21 protein-coding genes are annotated in these 18,580 nt (G+C 43.9%); 12 read left to right on the forward strand and 9 right to left on the reverse strand.

The genetic code is table 11. The features are described from left to right. Nucleotides 1-76 precede the first annotated feature (76 nt). Nucleotides 77-1,480, reverse strand: a complete 1,404-nt coding sequence (locus tag VIC_RS18550; protein WP_006961674.1) for a PTS fructose transporter subunit IIC — start codon at nt 1,478-1,480, stop codon at nt 77-79. Nucleotides 1,481-1,652: 172 nt separating this feature from the next. Between VIC_RS18550 and VIC_RS18555 the strand changes: the two genes are divergently transcribed. Further along, a complete protein-coding gene (locus VIC_RS18555) occupies nt 1,653-2,300 on the forward strand; it encodes a MurR/RpiR family transcriptional regulator (protein WP_006961687.1) in 648 nt (215 codons plus the stop codon). On the opposite strand, the gene VIC_RS18560 is transcribed toward VIC_RS18555, so the two are convergent. Next, entirely contained in the window at nt 2,297-2,857 is a 561-nt protein-coding gene (locus tag VIC_RS18560; protein WP_006961688.1) for an SOS response-associated peptidase, read from the reverse strand. The two genes, VIC_RS18555 and VIC_RS18560, sit on opposite strands and share 4 nt — an antisense overlap. A 236-nt stretch (nt 2,858-3,093) precedes the next feature. Between VIC_RS18560 and VIC_RS18565 the strand changes: the two genes are divergently transcribed. Both VIC_RS18565 and VIC_RS18570 read left to right on the forward strand, forming a co-directional pair. After that, on the forward strand, nt 3,094-3,753 hold the full coding sequence (locus tag VIC_RS18565) for a nitroreductase family protein (protein WP_006961689.1): 660 nt from the start codon (nt 3,094-3,096) through the stop codon (nt 3,751-3,753). Between the two features lie 31 nt (nt 3,754-3,784). Further along, the gene (locus tag VIC_RS18570) at nt 3,785-4,075 is read left to right on the forward strand and encodes a putative quinol monooxygenase (RefSeq protein WP_006961690.1); all 291 of its coding nucleotides are present in this window, start codon (nt 3,785-3,787) and stop codon (nt 4,073-4,075) included. 223 nt (nt 4,076-4,298) lie between these two features. On the opposite strand, the gene VIC_RS18575 is transcribed toward VIC_RS18570, so the two are convergent. Continuing rightward, nucleotides 4,299-5,231: a LysR family transcriptional regulator gene (locus VIC_RS18575; RefSeq protein ID WP_006961691.1), complete on the reverse strand. Its 933-nt coding sequence runs from the start codon at nt 5,229-5,231 to the stop codon at nt 4,299-4,301. A gap of 147 nt (nt 5,232-5,378) precedes the next feature. Here VIC_RS18575 and VIC_RS18580 point away from each other — a divergent pair, with 147 nt between their 5' ends. The 5 genes from VIC_RS18580 to VIC_RS18600 all read left to right on the forward strand — a co-directional run bounded on the left by VIC_RS18580 (nt 5,379) and on the right by VIC_RS18600 (nt 9,485). Beyond that, nucleotides 5,379-6,308, forward strand: a complete 930-nt coding sequence (locus VIC_RS18580) for an alpha/beta hydrolase family protein (protein ID WP_006961692.1) — start codon at nt 5,379-5,381, stop codon at nt 6,306-6,308. A 41-nt stretch (nt 6,309-6,349) separates the two neighbouring features. After that, nucleotides 6,350-7,165, forward strand: coding sequence for an SDR family oxidoreductase (locus tag VIC_RS18585; RefSeq protein WP_006961693.1), 816 nt, complete (start codon nt 6,350-6,352; stop codon nt 7,163-7,165). Between the two features lie 281 nt (nt 7,166-7,446). After that, nucleotides 7,447-8,145 (forward strand): IclR family transcriptional regulator, encoded by a 699-nt coding sequence (locus VIC_RS18590; RefSeq protein WP_006961694.1) that lies wholly within the window; start codon nt 7,447-7,449, stop codon nt 8,143-8,145. 123 nt (nt 8,146-8,268) lie between these two features. After that, entirely contained in the window at nt 8,269-8,958 is a 690-nt protein-coding gene (locus VIC_RS18595; protein WP_006961697.1) for an SDR family oxidoreductase, read from the forward strand. Nucleotides 8,959-9,146: 188 nt separating this feature from the next. Next, nucleotides 9,147-9,485, forward strand: coding sequence for a hypothetical protein (locus tag VIC_RS18600; protein ID WP_006961698.1), 339 nt, complete (start codon nt 9,147-9,149; stop codon nt 9,483-9,485). Nucleotides 9,486-9,635: 150 nt separating this feature from the next. On the opposite strand, the gene VIC_RS18605 is transcribed toward VIC_RS18600, so the two are convergent. Continuing rightward, nucleotides 9,636-10,184 (reverse strand): TetR/AcrR family transcriptional regulator, encoded by a 549-nt coding sequence (locus VIC_RS18605; protein ID WP_006961699.1) that lies wholly within the window; start codon nt 10,182-10,184, stop codon nt 9,636-9,638. Between the two features lie 207 nt (nt 10,185-10,391). Here VIC_RS18605 and VIC_RS18610 point away from each other — a divergent pair, with 207 nt between their 5' ends. Together VIC_RS18610 and VIC_RS18615 are read left to right on the forward strand one after the other, a co-directional pair. After that, complete coding sequence (locus VIC_RS18610) at nt 10,392-11,009, forward strand: hypothetical protein (protein WP_006961700.1); 618 nt, start codon at nt 10,392-10,394, stop codon at nt 11,007-11,009. Nucleotides 11,010-11,104: 95 nt separating this feature from the next. Continuing rightward, complete coding sequence (locus VIC_RS18615; RefSeq protein ID WP_006961701.1) at nt 11,105-11,974, forward strand: SDR family oxidoreductase; 870 nt, start codon at nt 11,105-11,107, stop codon at nt 11,972-11,974. 148 nt (nt 11,975-12,122) lie between these two features. Here VIC_RS18615 and VIC_RS18620 read toward each other — a convergent pair whose 3' ends face one another. Continuing rightward, on the reverse strand, nt 12,123-12,605 hold the full coding sequence (locus tag VIC_RS18620; protein ID WP_006961702.1) for an Lrp/AsnC family transcriptional regulator: 483 nt from the start codon (nt 12,603-12,605) through the stop codon (nt 12,123-12,125). 121 nt (nt 12,606-12,726) lie between these two features. Here VIC_RS18620 and VIC_RS18625 point away from each other — a divergent pair, with 121 nt between their 5' ends. After that, nucleotides 12,727-13,326, forward strand: coding sequence for a LysE family translocator (locus tag VIC_RS18625; protein ID WP_006961703.1), 600 nt, complete (start codon nt 12,727-12,729; stop codon nt 13,324-13,326). Between the two features lie 92 nt (nt 13,327-13,418). On the opposite strand, the gene VIC_RS18630 is transcribed toward VIC_RS18625, so the two are convergent. The 3 genes from VIC_RS18630 to VIC_RS18640 form a co-directional block, all read right to left on the reverse strand. Beyond that, on the reverse strand, nt 13,419-14,321 hold the full coding sequence (locus VIC_RS18630; protein ID WP_006961704.1) for an AraC family transcriptional regulator: 903 nt from the start codon (nt 14,319-14,321) through the stop codon (nt 13,419-13,421). 665 nt (nt 14,322-14,986) lie between these two features. Beyond that, on the reverse strand, nt 14,987-15,913 hold the full coding sequence (locus VIC_RS18635) for an alpha/beta hydrolase (protein WP_039952188.1): 927 nt from the start codon (nt 15,911-15,913) through the stop codon (nt 14,987-14,989). Nucleotides 15,914-15,955: 42 nt separating this feature from the next. After that, nucleotides 15,956-16,354 carry a hypothetical protein gene (locus tag VIC_RS18640; protein ID WP_152472557.1) on the reverse strand — a complete coding sequence of 133 codons (399 nt, stop codon included), beginning with the start codon at nt 16,352-16,354 and terminating at the stop codon, nt 15,956-15,958. A 265-nt stretch (nt 16,355-16,619) separates the two neighbouring features. Here VIC_RS18640 and VIC_RS18645 point away from each other — a divergent pair, with 265 nt between their 5' ends. After that, nucleotides 16,620-17,537 carry a helix-turn-helix domain-containing protein gene (locus tag VIC_RS18645; RefSeq protein ID WP_006961707.1) on the forward strand — a complete coding sequence of 306 codons (918 nt, stop codon included), beginning with the start codon at nt 16,620-16,622 and terminating at the stop codon, nt 17,535-17,537. 88 nt (nt 17,538-17,625) lie between these two features. Here the strand turns inward: VIC_RS18645 and VIC_RS18650 are convergent, their stop codons facing one another. Beyond that, nucleotides 17,626-18,510: a LysR family transcriptional regulator gene (locus VIC_RS18650; protein ID WP_006961708.1), complete on the reverse strand. Its 885-nt coding sequence runs from the start codon at nt 18,508-18,510 to the stop codon at nt 17,626-17,628. Nucleotides 18,511-18,580 lie beyond the last annotated feature (70 nt).

The raw sequence follows: 18,580 nt of genomic DNA on the forward strand, positions 1-18,580 counted from the left end.
GTTTCTCTAATCTAAATTCTGATTCTTGTTACCAGAGGCTCAATTTTGGAGAGCAGAGCCTCTGGTAAGTGACGTGTTAGGCGTTAGCGCTTTGTGGCTTAGTACACAGCAGTAGTGCTACTGCAATAAATAGTGAGCCAGCGAAGACGGAAATGGTGTAGCTGATTGGGTCTGAAGATAGGAACCAACCCCATACAGCTGGTAGTGGCAGGCTTTGCCATACATCCAGTACAACCGCGAGCTGTGTGCCGATGATAGAACCCAGAATCATGATTGGAATCATCTTCGGATTCTTCAGAATGAATGGGATTGCGCCTTCTGAAATACCGATCATACCTAGCATCAGTGAGGTTTTACCTACCGTCTGCTCTTCAGGAGTAAAGACACGTTTGCGGAACTTGCCATCCAGAATCGCTGCCAGACCAACACCAATCGGCGGAATAACGATACCCAGTTCGCGAGCAATCAAGTCAAAGCCTTCGCCCATGCCGTTCAGGCCAAGTGCCACCGAGCCAGCAGCTTTGTTGATCGGGCCGCCAAGGTCAAACGCAGTACCCGCAGCAATCACCATTGAGTAGATACCGCGACCTGCATCACCTGCCTGAGTGAACAGTTCAATCATCGCAATGTTCAAAGCGCCAAAGAATGGGTTGATCACGTATTCCATGGTCAGCACCATCACGACACCTGTGACGGCTGGAACCAACAGCATAGTCTTGAGCGTGGTCAGCTCTGACTTCACTTTGATCACATCATTGAGGTAACGAACCAGATAACCAACAAGGAAACCAATCGCAATCGCGCCAAAGAAGCCCGATGGCGCCCAGCCTTCAAGGTCAAAGAAGCGCTTGTAGACCTCATCACTCATGATGCCGCCGATAAAGGCTGGAATCAGAGCCGGTTTACCCGCAATCGAATACGCCAGATACGCAGCAAAGATTGGGTACATAAACTTGATGGTCATAAAACCAAGCTTATCGAGCGTTTCGATTGGCGTGCCGGAGATATCGACAAATTCACCCGTGATCTTCGCGACTGCCATTAACAGGCCGCCAAGTACCACCACTGGCAACATATAGCTGATGCCCGTCATGATGTGGCCAATTGCCACCTGATAGGCGGAGCGTTTTTCTTCTGCCACTTCAATATCGGCGTCAGACTTCTCTTTACCGCGTAGGAAGACGGTTGGCAGGAGTTCATCTACGCGCTTAATCAATTCCTGAGTGCGAACTTTTAGCGGGTTGGCATTATCAAAACGTTCCATGTCCATGATCGGCACATCAACTGCCAGAACCACACCGTCTGCTGTCGCAATATCATGCGCTGTCAGCTTGTTCTTAACGCCATCACTGCCCTGGGTTTCAACTTTGACTTCGTAGCCTTGCTTCTCAGCCCATGCCTGAATTTTTTTCGCTGCCATAAATGTGTGTGCAATGCCGGTAGGGCAAGCGGTCACTGCAACGAGCTTTTTCTTACTCATGGTTGTTCACCGTATTCTTATCAACTCCGCCAAGTATATTTAGCCTCCATGTACCAAGGTACAGTTTCCTGATACAACCTACGTATGACGATACTTTTGTGATAGCAATCAAGGAAAATATTTGCTAGTTAGCGCCTAATAATGACAATTTCATTACTAATGATTGTATGCGATGAATACATTTAAGGGCATTGAGCGCGTTATCTATGAGTACTTGATCAGTCACGCGAGTGAGCTGGCTGAGATTTCTGCGAAGACCATTGCAAACAAAGCACTCACGACGACGACCTCAGTCAATCGTGTGTGCAAGAAGATGGGCTACGCCAGTTACACGGAACTCAGGTACAAGCTCGCCGATGATCTGAAAAAACAGACAAACTCTGTGATTGAAGAAGATGACCAGATTCAACGCATCGAAAAGATCGCCCAGTCATTAGATCAGTCGCCAGTGGTGTACCTATATTCCCGTGGCGCCTCGATTGTCAGCGTCTCTTACCTTTCGCGATTTCTATCACTGGCGAATGTTCCCCACTTAGTGATCACAGACATACACCAACTGGCGCGCGCCGAAAGTGGTACGGTTATGCTGATCAGCAAATCGGGAGAAACGCAGTCTGTGGTGGATATGGCCCACAATGCAAAACGCAAAGGCTTGAAAGTATTCGCGATCAGCCATACAGGGTCAACACTCGCAGGGATTGCCAGCACCAACTTAGATCTTGCTGAACAAGTCGATGGTATCTCGCCATACAGCCGAGAATCCCAAATCCACATTCTTGAACTCGTTGATGCCATTGGTCGCGCGTTATTAACGCATTAAACCGCAGTAATTAAAAGTTCATCGCTCCAAGCTAACTCAAGATAACTTTGTGCCTGTTGTGGCGTTGCCGTTAACCACTGCTCGACACCAATATCAGGGACAAGAAATGGCATACGATGATGGTATGGTAAGCATTGTGTGTTCGGGCTTGTAGTCAGAATGACCAAATTGCCATCATCCGCCAGAATTCCGGCCATATACAGAGGCATGCCATCTGAATTGGTAAACAAGAACTTGTTCTTTTTTCCTCCACTCTCACACCACTCATACCAACCGTTACAAGGCACAATGACACGCCTGCGGATAAATCCGTTACGAAATGTGGGCTTACTGGCCACCGTTTCTGACTGAGCGTTAATAATCAGTCGCTTAGCCCATTCAGGCCGAGTTCCCCACTTGATATCTTTCTGACAATACGCCTGTGCTTCAAACGCCACCACAGAGACATTTTCAGTCGGTTTCAAGTCAAGGTTCATCTGAGGGAAGAAGTCGATCCCCACCAGTTGGGAAACCACTCTTGCCAGTGGATCATCCGTTACATTCAAGCGTCCGCACATCTTGCTCCACCTCTTGTCGAGCACTCTGTCTAATTATGGACAATTATTTCCATAATGATTGGAAATTTTCGCTATTTTTCCCCTTCTTTAATGTCGTTAATCTACGCCCATCGACATTGTTCATATCGAAGTCTTCGAGTTTTTGAGCTTGTTCGTTTACTTGAAATAAGGGTTCAAAATCGTCCGAGCGGTTCGTGAGACCTAATGCAATTATTTAAATTCAACTAGGAGCCAACATGACTCACCCAATCATCAAAGATCTAAATACTCGTTACACAGCAAAAAAATACGACGCAAGTAAGCGTATCTCTGCTGAAGATATGGAAGTCATTAAAGAAGCGATTCGTTTATCTGCTTCTTCTATCAACTCACAACCTTGGAAGTTCATCGTTCTTGAAAGTGACGAAGCAAAACAACGTTTCCACAACACGTTTGCCAACATGCACCAGTTCAACCAACCGCATGCCAAAGAAGCGTCTCATACGATTTTGTTTGCTCACAACCCTCGCTTTACCAAAGACAACTACAAAAAAGTGGTCGATGCAGAAGTGACCTCAGGCCACCTGCCAGCAGAGCGATACAATGACATGCTAAATGGTGCGTTCGGCTTTGCGGAACTCAACACAGATGAGACAGGTTTCAACGGTAATTGGACAAAAGCTCAGACCTATATCGCACTGGGTAACACGCTACACACGTTGGCGCGTATGGGCATCGCTTCAACACCTATGGAAGGGGTAGACCCAGAGCTAATCGGTGAAGAATTCAAAGAAGAGTTAGAAGGCTTTGTGTGTGATTTTGCTCTAGCACTGGGTTATCACAAAGACGGTGAGGATTATAACCACGGCCTGCCAAAAGCACGTCTACCTCTAGAAGACGTCATCACAACACTGTAAAGCATTAGAAATTGACGAAAAAGGTAAGCACATGAGCAAGTTAACGATTATCGCCAATATCATTGCCAAAGAAGGCCAGGTTGAATTGGTTAAAGCTGAGCTAATCAAGCTGATCGACAAAACACGCGCTGAAGATGGCTGCATCAACTACGATCTGCATCAAGACAACGACAACCCGGCACATTTCGTTTTCCATGAAAACTGGACGTCAGAAGCCGCACTGGATACGCATCTCGCCAGCACGCATATCGCTGACTACGTCGCAGCTGTTGACGGCGCGGTAGAGACTTTCACAATCAACCGCATGACGCATATAGCCTAAGCGCAGAGTTATCGGGATAAAAAAGCCGCATTAAGCGGCTTTTTTGTATGTGGAGGGGTACTCCACTAAAGAAATTAAGCTCACAAAGATGTGCCAATTGTTTTAGCAAGTTTTTGGACAATTCCGATTTTCAGGGATGGGTTGATTCCTACCCTATCGATTAGTATTAGTATCCTGTCGTTTAATTAAGCACTGCTTGTTGAGCTGTTACCGAGCCCATGGGTTAAACAGATTGCTGAGACATATACTCAAGAAAACAAGCCACCCTACGCGTCTGCCGGTTTTCCGGGTCATAGTACATGTACACGGTGGGTACTTCGCACCAATATTGTTTTAAGATGGGGACGAGTTGCCCACTTGAGAGTTCGTCTTTGATGCTTGCATCCATCAGGTAGCCTATGCCGATTCCTTTTAATGCGCAGTCAACCATGACCTTTGAGTTATTGACTACCATGGCCGTATTTGATGGCAGTAATGAAACAAGCTCACTGCTCTTGTCTTTCGTTTTGTGTAAACGTATTGGCAGAAGCTTGTGACTTGAAGGGGCTCTAAACTGGATCATTGAATGTTGCTGAAGCTCATCGACAGAAGTTGGTTCACCAAAACGGCTAACATAGTCAGGAGAGGCGAACAGTGCCAATTCTGTTCGTTGTTCACCACTATTGAGGCGCTTAGCAATCATGCTGTCATTGACCGTTTCTCCGAAACGAAAGCCGATATCAAAGTGATGCTCTACTTGACTGTCAAAAGAATCAGATAGGGTGATTTCGAGCTGGATAGTCGGGAACTGCAACTGAAAATCCATAAGCACGTCTTTGAGAAAAACATCGTAAATGTCTCTTGCCATATTTAGTGACAAGCTGCCACTTGGTGCTTTGTTATGGTCGCAAACAAGCTCAATTGCGTTTGTTAAATCGTCAACGCTAGGATGAATTAACTCATACAATCGTCTACCGACTTCTGTTGGCGAGATAGCTCGAGTAGTACGATTAAATAAAGGTTCGCCTACATTCTTCTCTAATACTTTTAATGAATTACTCACAGAAGCGGAGCTGATACCAAGCAGTCTTGCAGCCTTACTGATATTTCCTTCTTCATAAATCGTCTTAAAAGAAATCAATTGGTTGTAAGTAATATCATTTTTAAATTCTTGCACACTGACCCCAATTGTTAGCTTCAGGTTGATATTTATTCAGTTTAACACCTTCTAGTTATCACCTGAAGTTACATATAGTCTAGTAAACACACTCATTAAGAACGATAACTGATTGTTGAATACATCAGATATGCAGGAGTTATAGAAATGACTAATCAATTAAATGAAGAACAAAAAGCAACGTTAGCGGCGGTGGCAAAAGGCTACGTGAGCCTTCCTGCTGACAGAGCGCCAATTTTAGAAACACCAAAAAATTACGGCCTTGCATATGAAGACGTTAGGTATATGACCGAAGATGGCGTTGAGCTGGCGGCATGGTTTATACCGAAAACAGGTTCAGAAAAGCTGATCATTTGTAACCATCCTGCGACTCTTAATCGTTATGGTTTCCCAGGACATAAAGCTCCTTGGAGCCAGTTTCAAGACATCGAAGTAAAATTCGGTAATGTTCATAAAGTCCTTCATGACGCTGGGTACAACGTACTTGCATACGACTTACGTGGTCACGGTGAAAGCGGCGATGCTAAGAACAACTCTTGGGGACAAGGCTTTGGTGACGAGCATAAAGATGTCATTGCTACGTTTGAGTACGTGAAGTCTCGAGTGGATCTACGACATATGATAATCGGGCTTTTCAATCCTTGTGCTGGTGGTAATGCCGCAATCAACGCGCTGAATAAATACCCTGAATATGCTGAAAACATAAAAGCATTTGTCTGCGCCCAGCCGGCTTCTATCAACATCATGTCTAAAGTTGCGTTAGATGGTATGGGGCTAGGTGCATTTTTTGATGTATTTGCTGAAGAAGTTGAGAAAAGCATAGGCATCAAACTTGATGACATGACACCACATAAATATGTGCAAAACCTCCACATCCCGACTTTTATTGTGCAGAACAAAGATGATGTTTGGACAGTGCCTGATGATGTACAAACTACCTTTGACTTGATTCCTACAGAGGAAAAGAAACTGCACTGGATAGAAGACGGTGATACCAGACGCTTTGTCGGCTACAACTACTGTGGTGAGCACCCAGAGCAGATGATTGAATGGTTTGACCGCTACATGAAACTTTAAGTCATGCGAATTAGCATTACTCGATACATTGAGGATCCATTATGAAAAAGACTGTTTTGATTACAGGTACAAGCTCAGGTTTTGGAAAGCTAGCGGTTAAAAAATTTCAATCTGAAGGGTGGAACGTTATCGCCACAATGAGGACACCTGAAAAAGAACAAGAATTGAATACACTCGAAAACGTATTAGTGCTCAAGTTAGATGTGACCGATAAAAGTTCAATAGACCAAGCGGTATCTGATGGTATTGCTCACTTTGGCAAAATTGATGTGTTGGTCAACAATGCTGGCTATGCATTACAGGGGGTATTTGAGTATACGTCTGATGAGCAAATGCGAAGAGAGTTTGATGTCAACGTTTTTGGCTTGGTTGATACTACCAAAGCATTGTTACCACATTTTCGCACCAGCATGAACGGAGTGGTTGTTAATGTCTCGTCGATTGCTGGGCGTGTAGCATTTCCATTTACGACATTTTATCACGCATCAAAGTTCGCAGTGGAAGGGCTTACGGAGTCGCTTCAATATGAACTATTACCTTTTGGTATTGGCGTTAAACTGGTTGAGCCAGGGGCGTTTGGCACAAACATAAACAGTTCCGCTTCCTGGGCAAATGGTGAACACAATAACCCTTATTCTGATAAATTGCATATCGCAAAAACTGCAATGCAGACGATGGCTGCAACTTTGCAACAGGATCCAAAAGAGGTCGCAGACAAGATATTCCAAGCTGCTACTGATGATTCATCTACTCTGCGTTACCCTGTTGGTGGAGATGCGATACAAGTTCTTGGGGCTAGAGAAAAAATGGGCGATTCAGAATTCAAGGATATGATGATCACTAACCTTGGAATCTAATTTCAGTAGAATATTCGCCCAACAGAAGAGAGGAGACATCCATGAATTAGCATTAAGAAATGTTAGGCAAAATTCGACAGGGTTTCTCCGCCCACCTTTCATCCTAGCACGCAAAGGGGCACTTTTGAGGTACGAAGTGTCGCCTGTGAAGGTCCTTGGCAGAACTGCTCTAGAATTACCGCCGAATTTTCTCAGCTCTCCAACCCAACTTATTTATGATGCGCTGTGTGGGTTATATTAAGTCTTAGTGATTTATCTAACCTAGTTCCATAGAGACGCTAATGACAACCAAAATCCGTAGTATTCAGTCTATCGAGCGTACCTTCTCTATACTTGAGGTACTTTCTCTTCACCCAGCTGGACTCTCTCTACAAGAGATCAGTAACAGAGTCGATATCAACAAAACAACGGTTCACGGCTTGCTCGCAACACTTCATTCACTTGGATATGTGATGAAAAGTAAACAAGGTTATAGCTTGGGGCTGCGCTTTCGCGAGCTATCTAAACCTTTGGAACAAAAGGACGAGACTATCCGAACGCACTTTGCCCCACTCATCGGGAAAATGGCCCAGCTCACCCATAACACTGCCTATCTAGCGGTTCAAAGCGGCTTGCAAGAATATCTCTATATAGATGCTATCGAACAAGATAACCTTCTCACTATTCGCAGTCCGCGTGGAAAACGTGAAGGGTTAACGTCATCAGCTATCGGCAAAGTGTTTTTAGCTTTTGATGAGGGCCTTTTACGAAATTTACGGCTCAATAATCAGATCTCTAACGCTCTTGAAGCAGAGCTTACAGAAGTGAAAAAGCAAGGCTTTGCCCTAGATCTGGAACAAGCAGAGCCCGATCTTCATTGTCTAGCTATCCCGCTTTATATAAATGGTGAGTTTGTCGCCGTCGCTGGCGTAAGTGGCAATGCAAAAGAACTCAATCGTGAGCGGCTCATCCATTTTGCCGGTACTTTTCTGAGTAAGTAGATGAGCTCAGCCAAGCTGAGTTTGATAATGTCGAATCTCGCCCATTTATCCATGCAATCTTGAGGTAATCGTAGCTCTCTGTAATAGGCTTCTTTTACCCAAAGAACCTATTGAGGATAAATTATGTTTACTGTACTGATTACTGGGGCTAATCGTGGTCTTGGCCTTGAGTTTGTTCAACAATATCATGCAAAAGGCTGGAATGTATTGGCTGCTTGTCGTGCCCCAGAGCAGGCAAGTGAGTTGGTTAACTTATCTGAAACCCATAATATTGAACTGCTTAAGTTGGACGTGACCTCTGAGCAGGATATTAACCAACTTGGCAAACAGCTAAAAGATCGCCCAATTGATCACTTAATCCTCAATGCAGGTGTTTTAGGTGAAGATTGTGCAACACTTGGTGAAATGACTCAGTCCAAATGGCTTGAGGTTTTGAACATTAATACCGTTGCGCCAGCCCTTCTTATCCAAGCGCTTAGAGAAAATGTTGCTGCTAGCAAGCTTAAAACTATTGTTGGTATCTCAAGCCGAGTTGCCAGCATTGGTGACAACAGCTCTGGCAATATGTATAGCTACCGTACATCAAAAGCTGCGCTTAACCAGATCCTAGTCTCTGCAGCACGAAACCTAGCAGAACAAGGGGTTAAAACCTTAGCGGTTCATCCTGGTTGGGTTCAAACAAATATGGGGGGGAAGGATGCAACCTATACTCCACAAGAGAGTGTGGCAGGTATCATCAATGTGACAGAGTCTTTAACACTAGAAGGGTCTGGTAGCTTCCGAGTATTTGATGGCTCAAACATAGAGTGGTAATAAACAATTTTTAATATGTGTAATTCATAGACATCCTTTCAACTGTACTGGATGTCTATGGACAGAAAAATCCAGACAAAATCTGCAGTGGGTACAGATGTAGTAGCTAAGTAAAGCCACTAATTCTCTACTCCGCTCTCCCCCCTGATAGTGATACAATCCCCGCATCAGAATTACCGAGAAACTCTATGTTTATCCATCATGTTAACGGCATCGATTGGCTGGTGATTACCGCCTTTAAAGAACTGAAACCTCTATTTATTGAAGAAGCTGGTGCGATCCCCTCTTGCTTCTCTGCTGACAGCGAATTGAGCCTGATTGATCAAGCCAAGCGCGCTTATGGATATTTGCCTTCACTCGACGGAGTAATCACTGATACCGGCACTTTTCAAAGCCGTGATAACGAAGAAGATTTAAACCCACAGCTTGCGTGCTTAGTTGAGGGACGTGGTCGAGTGTTTATCTACCACGGCGGCTTTGTCGCTTTTGTGGATGACGAGCAAACCTTTATTACTCGAATGCACTGAAAGCTATTCAGTAAGTTGAAATCGGCAAGTTGTCCCCTATCAGGATTGGGGCACTTTTGAGTTACGAAGTGTCGCCTGTGAGGGTTCTGGACATAAACGTGTAGTACTTTGCTTTAATTCACTTTGCCCAGAACAGAACAAGAATATCTGCTAGCTCGCATCACTTCCTGAAAGCTGGAGGATCCAAGAAGCTATCTCTTCGATTGTGGTTTGATTGCCATTTAGTAGTCGAGTCATTAAACCGCCCAATAACAAAGCATAGGCCTGATTAGCATTCTCTTTACCTACAATTTTATGTAGCTCTGCCAAAAATTTGCTATCTGCCATTTTTAGAAGCCGATCATTGGCTATGTCTTGACTGTCTCTATTTTTAACATAGTCCAATAGCACCGTCATTTCGCCCCTAAAGCGACTATCCAAAGCCTTTATCAATTGGGTAATGGCTTGCCCTTTGTCTTCAGGTAGGGCTGAATTACGCTCTACGCCATAAAGTGAGTGAGGCTCTAGCACAAACTCTGTACAGGCAGTAAATAGCTCTTCCTTACTTGAGAAGTAGTGGTAAAGAGCACTTTTGGATACGCCTAGAGCTTCTGCAATGCCTCGCATTCCTAATCCATTCAGCCCGTGCTCTGAAAAAACATCAACGGCTTTGGTGATAAGTTCATTACGGTATGCTTCTCGATCTACGATTTTTGGCATTATTTCGCCTCTTTTAAAGTCCATCTGGACTATATCCTCACTGAGTTTAAAAGTCCACTGGTCGATAAAACGAAACCTTTAAAAGACCACCTGGACTAAAAACATTGACAAGATCAAAAATGATCAAGTAATCTTATTTAGACCACACGGACTAAATAAGATTACATAATTACTCGTTCGTAGTTATTTCAGATAAAGGGGGACACCATGAACAAAGATCAACTTACCTTAAAAGATGCACCTATTAACTGGCAGTGCAATGGTAAATTCAATTTCACAACGGGCTATGGTGCGACTAAAACTGAGAGTGCGATTGCAAATTATGCCGCATTCATCGCACCAGCAATCCTATACTTTTTTGCATGGAAAGAGCTTGATTGGAGTGTGCTACAAATTATCGTAGCCGCTGTTTTAACCTTAGATATGATTGGTGGTGTGCTAACGAACTCGCTTGGTTCAATGAAGCGTTACCTTCATACCAATCAAGACCTAGATGTTAATTGGTTGGGGAAACTAGTGAAAAGTAAATTCCTATTCCCAGCAATCCATTTTCAATTGTTCGCGATTCCACTGTGTTTTGACGTCGCATGGTCTTATGCTTTCTTTTGGTATGGCATGATGATGGCATCAATTGTATTTATGCTTTTTATACCTTTGTATCTACACCGTCCTGTCGCACTGTTGATCGTAATGCTATCGATCATTCTTGCTCAACTTATACCTTCACCTATCGGTCTTGAGTGGATTGCTCCCATTTACATGATTAAGTTAGTGCTTTCTCATGGCGTAAGAGAAGAGCCATATCGTCCAACACTAGAAAGCTAACGACACTGAAGCAATGGTGACACAAATTTAGTCCGCTGTTGCTTCAAAGTAATTCAATCCGGAGAGTACGTAACTCCATACCTAAGGGTCAAAACATGTTAGAACCACCAAGAGTATTGGTCGTCGGTGCAACAGGCTACCTAGGCTCACACATTATCAAACAGTTACAGCGAGAAGAATATGACTTTAAAGCTCTCGCCCGGAATAGACAGAAGCTACTTGATCTCGGGTTGCATGACCATCAGGTAGTTGAAGCGCAGGCAACGGATCCTGATTCCCTTGTGGACTTATGTAAGAACATAGATGTTGTCATATCTTGCTTAGGTATTACCCGACAACGAGATGGTTTGAAATATATGGATGTTGACTACCAAGCCAACTTTAATATCTTGGTAGAGGCGGAAAAATCAGGCGTAGAGAAGTTTATCTACATTTCAGCATTCAATGCACAAAAATATACCAATGTTCGCATGTTAAGAGCTAAAGAAAGATTTTCTGACCGTCTACTTAGCTCAGAAAGACTACAACCATGCGTAATTAGACCAAATGGTTTCTTCTCTGATTTAGAAGAAATCTATCGCATGGCAACCAAAGGTAGCGTTTACATTTTTGGATCTTCGGCTATGAAGTTAAACCCGATACATGGCGAAGATCTCGCTGAATTTTGCATCAAATCTATCCAGTCGAATATGAAAGAATTAGATGTAGGAGGCCCAGAAGTATTAACAACAACCCAAATTGCCCAGTTTGCTTTTGAAGCCCAACATAAAGACGAGAGCATTGTCCGATTACCAGACTATCTAAGACGCGTAGCTTTATGTTTAGTGGAGCGTCTACCTGAGAAATGGGGTGGTGCCACAGAGTTTTTCTTAACTGTTATGGGGAATGACTCCATTGCTCCAACTTATGGGAAACATAAAATAAGCGATTACTATGCAGAGTTATTTACGATGAATAACAATTAGTGATCGTAAAGAGTCTAAGACATAATCGGGCACAGACTTTTCGGAAGAGAGAAAAGCCTGCATTAGCGCTTATCAACAGTCTGCTTTTTCAGAGGGCCTCAGAAAGGGGGAATTGTAAGTCAGCCCCCCAACCAGCCTTATTGCCCCGTTAACTCAAAGGCACATGGAAAGTGCTCTTGATCTCTTTAACCGATACATTGGACTGAATAGCGCTAACGCCTTTGACTCGTCGTATGGAACTAATTCGTTCAAAGTACTCATCTAAGTCTTGTGCCACGACCTGTACGATATAATCTGCGCCACCAGCGATGCAGTGACACATAGTGATCCAGTCTGACACCGCTACATAGTCTTCAAACGGGTCGGTGTTTTCTACTTCATGGCTACCCAGTGTCACCAGAGTGAAGCCCGAGACCTGAAAGCCAAGCTTCTTACGGTTCAGTCTTGCGGCATAACCTTCGATATAACCCTCTTGTTCCATCTTCTTCCAGCGTCGCCAGCAAGGTGTTTCACTCAGATTAACTTCTTCGGCTAACTTGCTGTTGCTGATACGGCCATCTTTCTGGATACGTTCAAGAATGGAGAAATCTGTACTGTCCAACTCGAAATTGGTTGATTCTTTCTTTTTCATGACCTGTTTAGAAATAGTCTGCTCAAATTTACGAATACCATAACCCAGATAGCAATTTTATTCCTGCGGAGATCGGTAGACTGGATCTCATATTGCAACAATGACTTTTTGGGAGTGAGCAATGAGTGCTCAGTTAATGACAGCTTTTATGCTGTTCGCAGTATCAATTTCGATGACCCCTGGCGCGGGGAATATCGCTTTGATTGGTCTTTCTAGCCGCTATGGTGTAGGTGCGACCTTACCTTTTATCGTCGGTAACGCAGTTGGTGTGATCGCCATTCTCGCTGGAGCCAGCCTTGGCGTTGCAGGGCTACTGAATCTCTATCCGACGTTGTACCTAGTCTTGAAGTGGCTTGGTGCCGCGTATTTGCTATACATGGCATGGGGTATTGCCCATATGGAACTCGACAGTGATACCAGTGTGAAAAAGTCCGGCCTGTTGTCCGGCGTCTTAGTACAGATCCTTAACCCGAAAAGCTGGGTCGCATCCATCACAGTGTTTTCCCAATTCGTCTCGCCTAGCAGTAACTATATCGCTCAGGTGGTGTTTATTATTGGAGTGATGGTGATAACGGGTGTCATTGGTATGTTGGTCTGGGCTTACTTTGGCTCAATGTTGACGCGCCTGATCAACTCTCCTGAGAAAATGGTGATGGTGAACCGTTGTTTTGCCGGCAGTTTGGCAGCAGTCGCGGTGTTTGTGGTCACTCAACCGATCTAACGACCTTTCGCCAAGACTCGCGAGATTGCTGGACAAATAGAAAAGCCTTCAATAAATGAAGGCTTTTTATCGGGATACGCTACCTTAATCAGTTACTGCTTAATCGCAGTACAAAAGCTCACATCGGAGTGTTGAGTCACTGGGTCATAACTGTGATAAAGCTCGAAACAAGGTCGATCATCGTTTTCCATTCCAGAATTAATCACGTTACTCATTAGATCATCCCATGCTTTTGAGTACTGAGTAGGCTCGGTAATCTTCTGACGCATAACCGCGTAATCGCCACCCGGAAAATCCTGCAGTTCTATATTGCCCGGTACTTCCGTGCCCTCTGGCACCATTAAGCAGATATCGGTACGGCACTTATCATTTGGGGTAATTTCTGGATTGTCGTGGAAAATAAAGATACAGGTGTTTTCAGCCAGTCCCTTCATTCCAGCCCACTGATAAAGGCGACTTGATGGTTCCTGATAGCCTTCGCCATAAGGACCAGTAACTCGAACATAGGCTAATTTTGTTGCTTCAAACTTTTGAATTTCCATTGTCTTGCTCCACATCGTTGGTTCCGAGCCAGTATATGGATCGCCACTCTCGCCTTCGTTTCCATTCTTGCGCAACGTGTGTCCAATCTTGCTGTTTCGCGCCAGTTTGGAAAATTCTTGATAGTTTTCACAATCTCTAAACTCAGTTGGTGTTACGCCATAGTGCTGCTTGAATGCCTTAGCCAGACTCTGCGAAGAGGAGAAACCATACTCAAGTGCAATGTTGAGTATTGGTTGCTTAGACTTGAACAGATCATCAGCGGCGGCGGCCAGTCTCAGACGACGAATGTAGTCAGCCAGAGTCTCACCCTGTACCGCTTTAAACGTGCGGTGAAAATGGTATGGAGAGAGGTTAGCCAAGGCGGCGACTTCTGGCAGGTTTAAAGGTTGGTTAAAATGTTTTTCCAGATAGCGAATGACTGGAGTTAGCCGTTTTTTGTAATCAACGCGCATTCTTGGTTCATCCTTGCTTAATTTGCTGAAAAGCCTACCCCACAGCACGCTCGCTTCAAAGCTATGATTGGATAAATGTATAGCGTGTCTCGATTCGCCTCAGACAAGAACAACTTTCAGCACCCTCCAGCCGCACATAGCAGGCTGGAGGGTGATATAACAGTAATAGTAGGTATCTGACTGATATACAGAGAGTTGTGTTTAGTAGATCATGAGTGGTTACAAAATGACCATTGTAAAGAAAATAAAAAAGAGGAATATGGACTTAGGAGCTGCAAACAGGAGATAGTTTTATGACTTTATTTCTGACAATCATGATTTTTCTGAGCTTCATGGCTATGCTCGCTATTGGCGTTATGTTTTCCCGCAAGCCTCTAAAAGGAGGTGGATGTTTCAAAGCATCCGACGTAGATAGTATTACAAAAAACAACATCAAGAATCGCACTGATATTTAACTGAGTAAACGTGCTCTGAACATCTACTCAAACGATTCTGGCACAATAGATTTGTTCACCAATTTGTCTTTCAACATCATTGACTCTTAGCGCTATGTTTTAGCCATGCTGCTAACTCTTTTTCTACATAGCGAGTCAGTATGAACCTAGAGTTACGACATGACAAAAGCGCTTTAGTGCAAGCACACTAAAGCGTTTTTCTTGATCAGATTATTTATTGAAGAAATCCGCTACAGCATTTGCTGATAATGCTACCGCTTCTGGTTTGTAGTAAAAATCGACATGACTAAACTCGCTCAATGCTAGCACTTCGTGCTCATTAGTTAGTTTCTCAATAAATGCAGTTGAGCAAATCGCAGTTGGTGCATCCTGACCATATACCACTAATGTTGGCTGCACGATTTTGTCGGCGTAATGCTCACAAAGAGAGAACAAGGATTGCATTGGTTGATCAGCGACATGCATATTAGTGAAATTCTCGACCGCTACAGGGCCTCGATAGCCATCACGACCATAATAGTCATAGGTCTCGCCTGCCATTTCTGGGAAAGCTGCTTCACCAACAAACTCCTCTTTCGACTGTTCGTCATTCAAACCAAATGGAGCAACATAATCTGGCTTCCCCGTATCAAACATTTGCTGTTTCGAAGCGTTTGCTGCCGTAATCATCTGGTGAACCATTGTTTTATCTGTCCACTGGAAGGCATCCGTCGCCATCATTCCTGACACTAGGGCCAGCTTTTTAATACGATGGTCAGTCACAGCGGAAGACGCCATGATTGAACCACCTTGGCAAATACCAAGGCCATAGATTTCATCGACATAAGGTAGTGAGCCCAAGAAAGAAACCGCATCCCATGTATTCTCGATTAAGCGAAACATGTATCGAGCTTGCATGTGCTCTCCAGGGAGTGATGGAGAGTCCCCCATGCCTAAGTAATCAAACGCAAGGAAGATAAAACCACGCTCTGCCATTTCTGGACCGTAAGTGGCTAGCACCTGCTCTTTGACTTGTGGAAACGGGCTCGCACCAAGAATTGCTTTGTATTTTTTCTTCTCATCAAACCCTTCTGGCAGGTACATATTACCAACGAGTTCCACACCGAATGATTTAAATGTTACTTGTTTAATATTCATCGCTATACCTTTTGTCTCTGTCGCTCTATGGGATTGATTTGATTAGTTTTCAAATACAGGAACCAACTCTAATGTTGTTGCTTCATGCTTCTCTTTATCAAACGTTAAACGCATTATTGGATAAATAAGCCCTAGTAACTTTCGATAGGCTTTATTAACTCGAGGAGTCACCATTTTTAAGTCATCAGGGACTTTGCCATTCACGAGCACTTCTAGATCACCGATTTTCATCGCCCCATTTGGTCGACAATCAGTGCTCGGGGCGTTGATGAATGCGTCATACCAACTACGCTTGCTGAACTTATACTGTCTGATAAAAAATCTACCTTCTGTTTGCACAATGGTGATGTCTATAAAGCGGTGTTCGCCACATCTAATTTGATGCACTTTTTGACCATCAACGGCTTGAATCAACTTATTCAACCTTGCTTCATTTCGCATGATAGTTATCACCCCGTATAAGCTGTCTCGTAATTGATAGCGTTATCTTAGGCGGGAATTGCTGAAGTAGCAGTGCACAAAACCACGAGAGTTGTATACAAATCTCCGAGATGCCCCTTTTCGTTATTTTGTATACACATTACGGTGTTTTATGTACTGTGATATTGCCTAGGCTAACGCATAGTAGCTTTAGCAATAACCGACATTTGCGTGAGTTATTGTCTTTGACTGGCGCCAAAGTTGCGTTACGAAATGAGGTTTAACTATGAAAAAATTCCACTTTGATACGATTGCAGAACAAAATGAAATCCTTGGGCTTCGCCCACCAGAGCACCCTCTAATTGACGTGATAAAGATAAGTTCAAACAGTGATGATAACCAATTGAACTGCGAAGAGGATATTTCACTTTCTACTAGCTTCTACTCGATATCGCTCAAACATATCATTTCTGGTGAGCTCATGTATGGGCGTACGCGGTACGACTGCTCGAATGGCACCATGCTGTTTTTTGCACCTAATCAAGAGGTATCCGCCAGTGGAATTAAAGTGGATGCGGTAGCTCGAACTATCTGTTTTCACCCAGACTACATTCGTGGCCACAAGCTACAAGATGAGATAAGGAAATATCAGTTCTTCAATTATTCTGTCAATGAAGCTCTTCACCTTTCACCAAAGGAAGAGCGACATATGGCAAATATGTTTGATGCACTTGAGCTTGAAAACAGCAATAGCCTGGATGCCTTCAGCAAAGAGCTTATTTTGTCACAAATCAGCACCCTACTGATGTATGCCAACCGTTACTATCACCGCCAGTTTTTAATGCGCAAAGAAGCAGATACATCTGTATACGATAGATTTTCAATGCTATTGGAGGCTCGCTTAGAAGCTGTTGTTCATGAGTCGGCTACAATCCCTGAAGTTGAAGAACTGGCTCAAGGCATGAAAATGACTAGTCGATACCTAAGTGACGCTCTGAAAGCGGAAACTGGCAAAACAACCAAAGATTGGATTCATTATGCTTTAATCGAAAAATCAAAAGATCGCTTGCTTTCAAGTAAGGATTCTGTGGCGACTATCGCGTACGCTCTTGGTTTTGAATATCCGCAATATTTTTCACGTCTGTTCAAAAACAAGGTAGGGATGACACCATCTGAATATCGAGCAGAAAACATTCGTCATTGACAGAAAGTTGCACTCAGCAAGAGTTAAAAATTCTTATACTCGAAAAGACTGCTATCTCTTTTTGCGGGAAACAGTTCATTAATGTTATTTACTCTTGCCAATCGGAAAAATAAGAGACCAAGTAATCTATCGCCATTCTCGCTTTCTGAGGTAAAAACCGTCGATTCTGATACACAATCCAACTGCTTGAGCCTTTTCCCCAAAATGGTTCCAGAACTGGAGTCAGTTTCCCTTCTTCAAGCGCATGGTTAAAGCTGCTTTTGGGTAAATACGCGATACCGAGGCCTTGCTCACAAGCTTCAATCACCGCTGTGGAGTTATTGCTGCGCCACCGACCATGAACACGGACGGCATTCAGTGGTTTACCTTCATGTTCGAACAGCCAATGATCATTGTTGGCAATAATACAGCTATGTTGCTTTAACTGTTCAGGATGAGTCGGTTGCCCAAATTGTTCGAGATAGTCACGACTTGCCACGGCGGCCATAGGCCTGTCTGCCAATTTTCTTGCCACTAACCCTGAGTCATTAAGCCGACCATAGCGAATAGCAAAGTCGATACCGTCTTCAATGAAATTGACCATGCGAGTATTGAAGTCGAGTTCCACCGTCAAGTTTGGATACTTCTTTGCAAACGCCATCAAAGCCGGCGCTACATAATTCTCCGCAAATGCCCCTGCGGCGCTCACTCGCAGCGTACCACTAAGCTGAATGTGCTGTGAGGAAAGCTGCTCATTCGCATGCTGAAGCCCGTTCACCAGCTCTTTGCATTGGCGATAGTAAATTTGCCCGGCATCCGTCAATGACACCATACGCGTCGTTCGGGCAAGCAACGCCACCCCAACACGCGATTCAAGTCGGGAGACTTGCCGGCTAACGTGACTCGTACTGCATCCCAGCTGCTTCGCCGCAGATGAAAACCCTTGGCTCTCTGCAACCGCAACAAACTCATTGATCCCTTCGAAACTGTCCATACTCACCTTTGCTATATGGCAATAATGTTTTGCAGATTACTCATATTATCAATCAAATGATTCACAATTA

The organism is Vibrio coralliilyticus ATCC BAA-450 (genome assembly GCF_000176135.1).
GTDB lineage: Bacteria > Pseudomonadota > Gammaproteobacteria > Enterobacterales > Vibrionaceae > Vibrio > Vibrio coralliilyticus.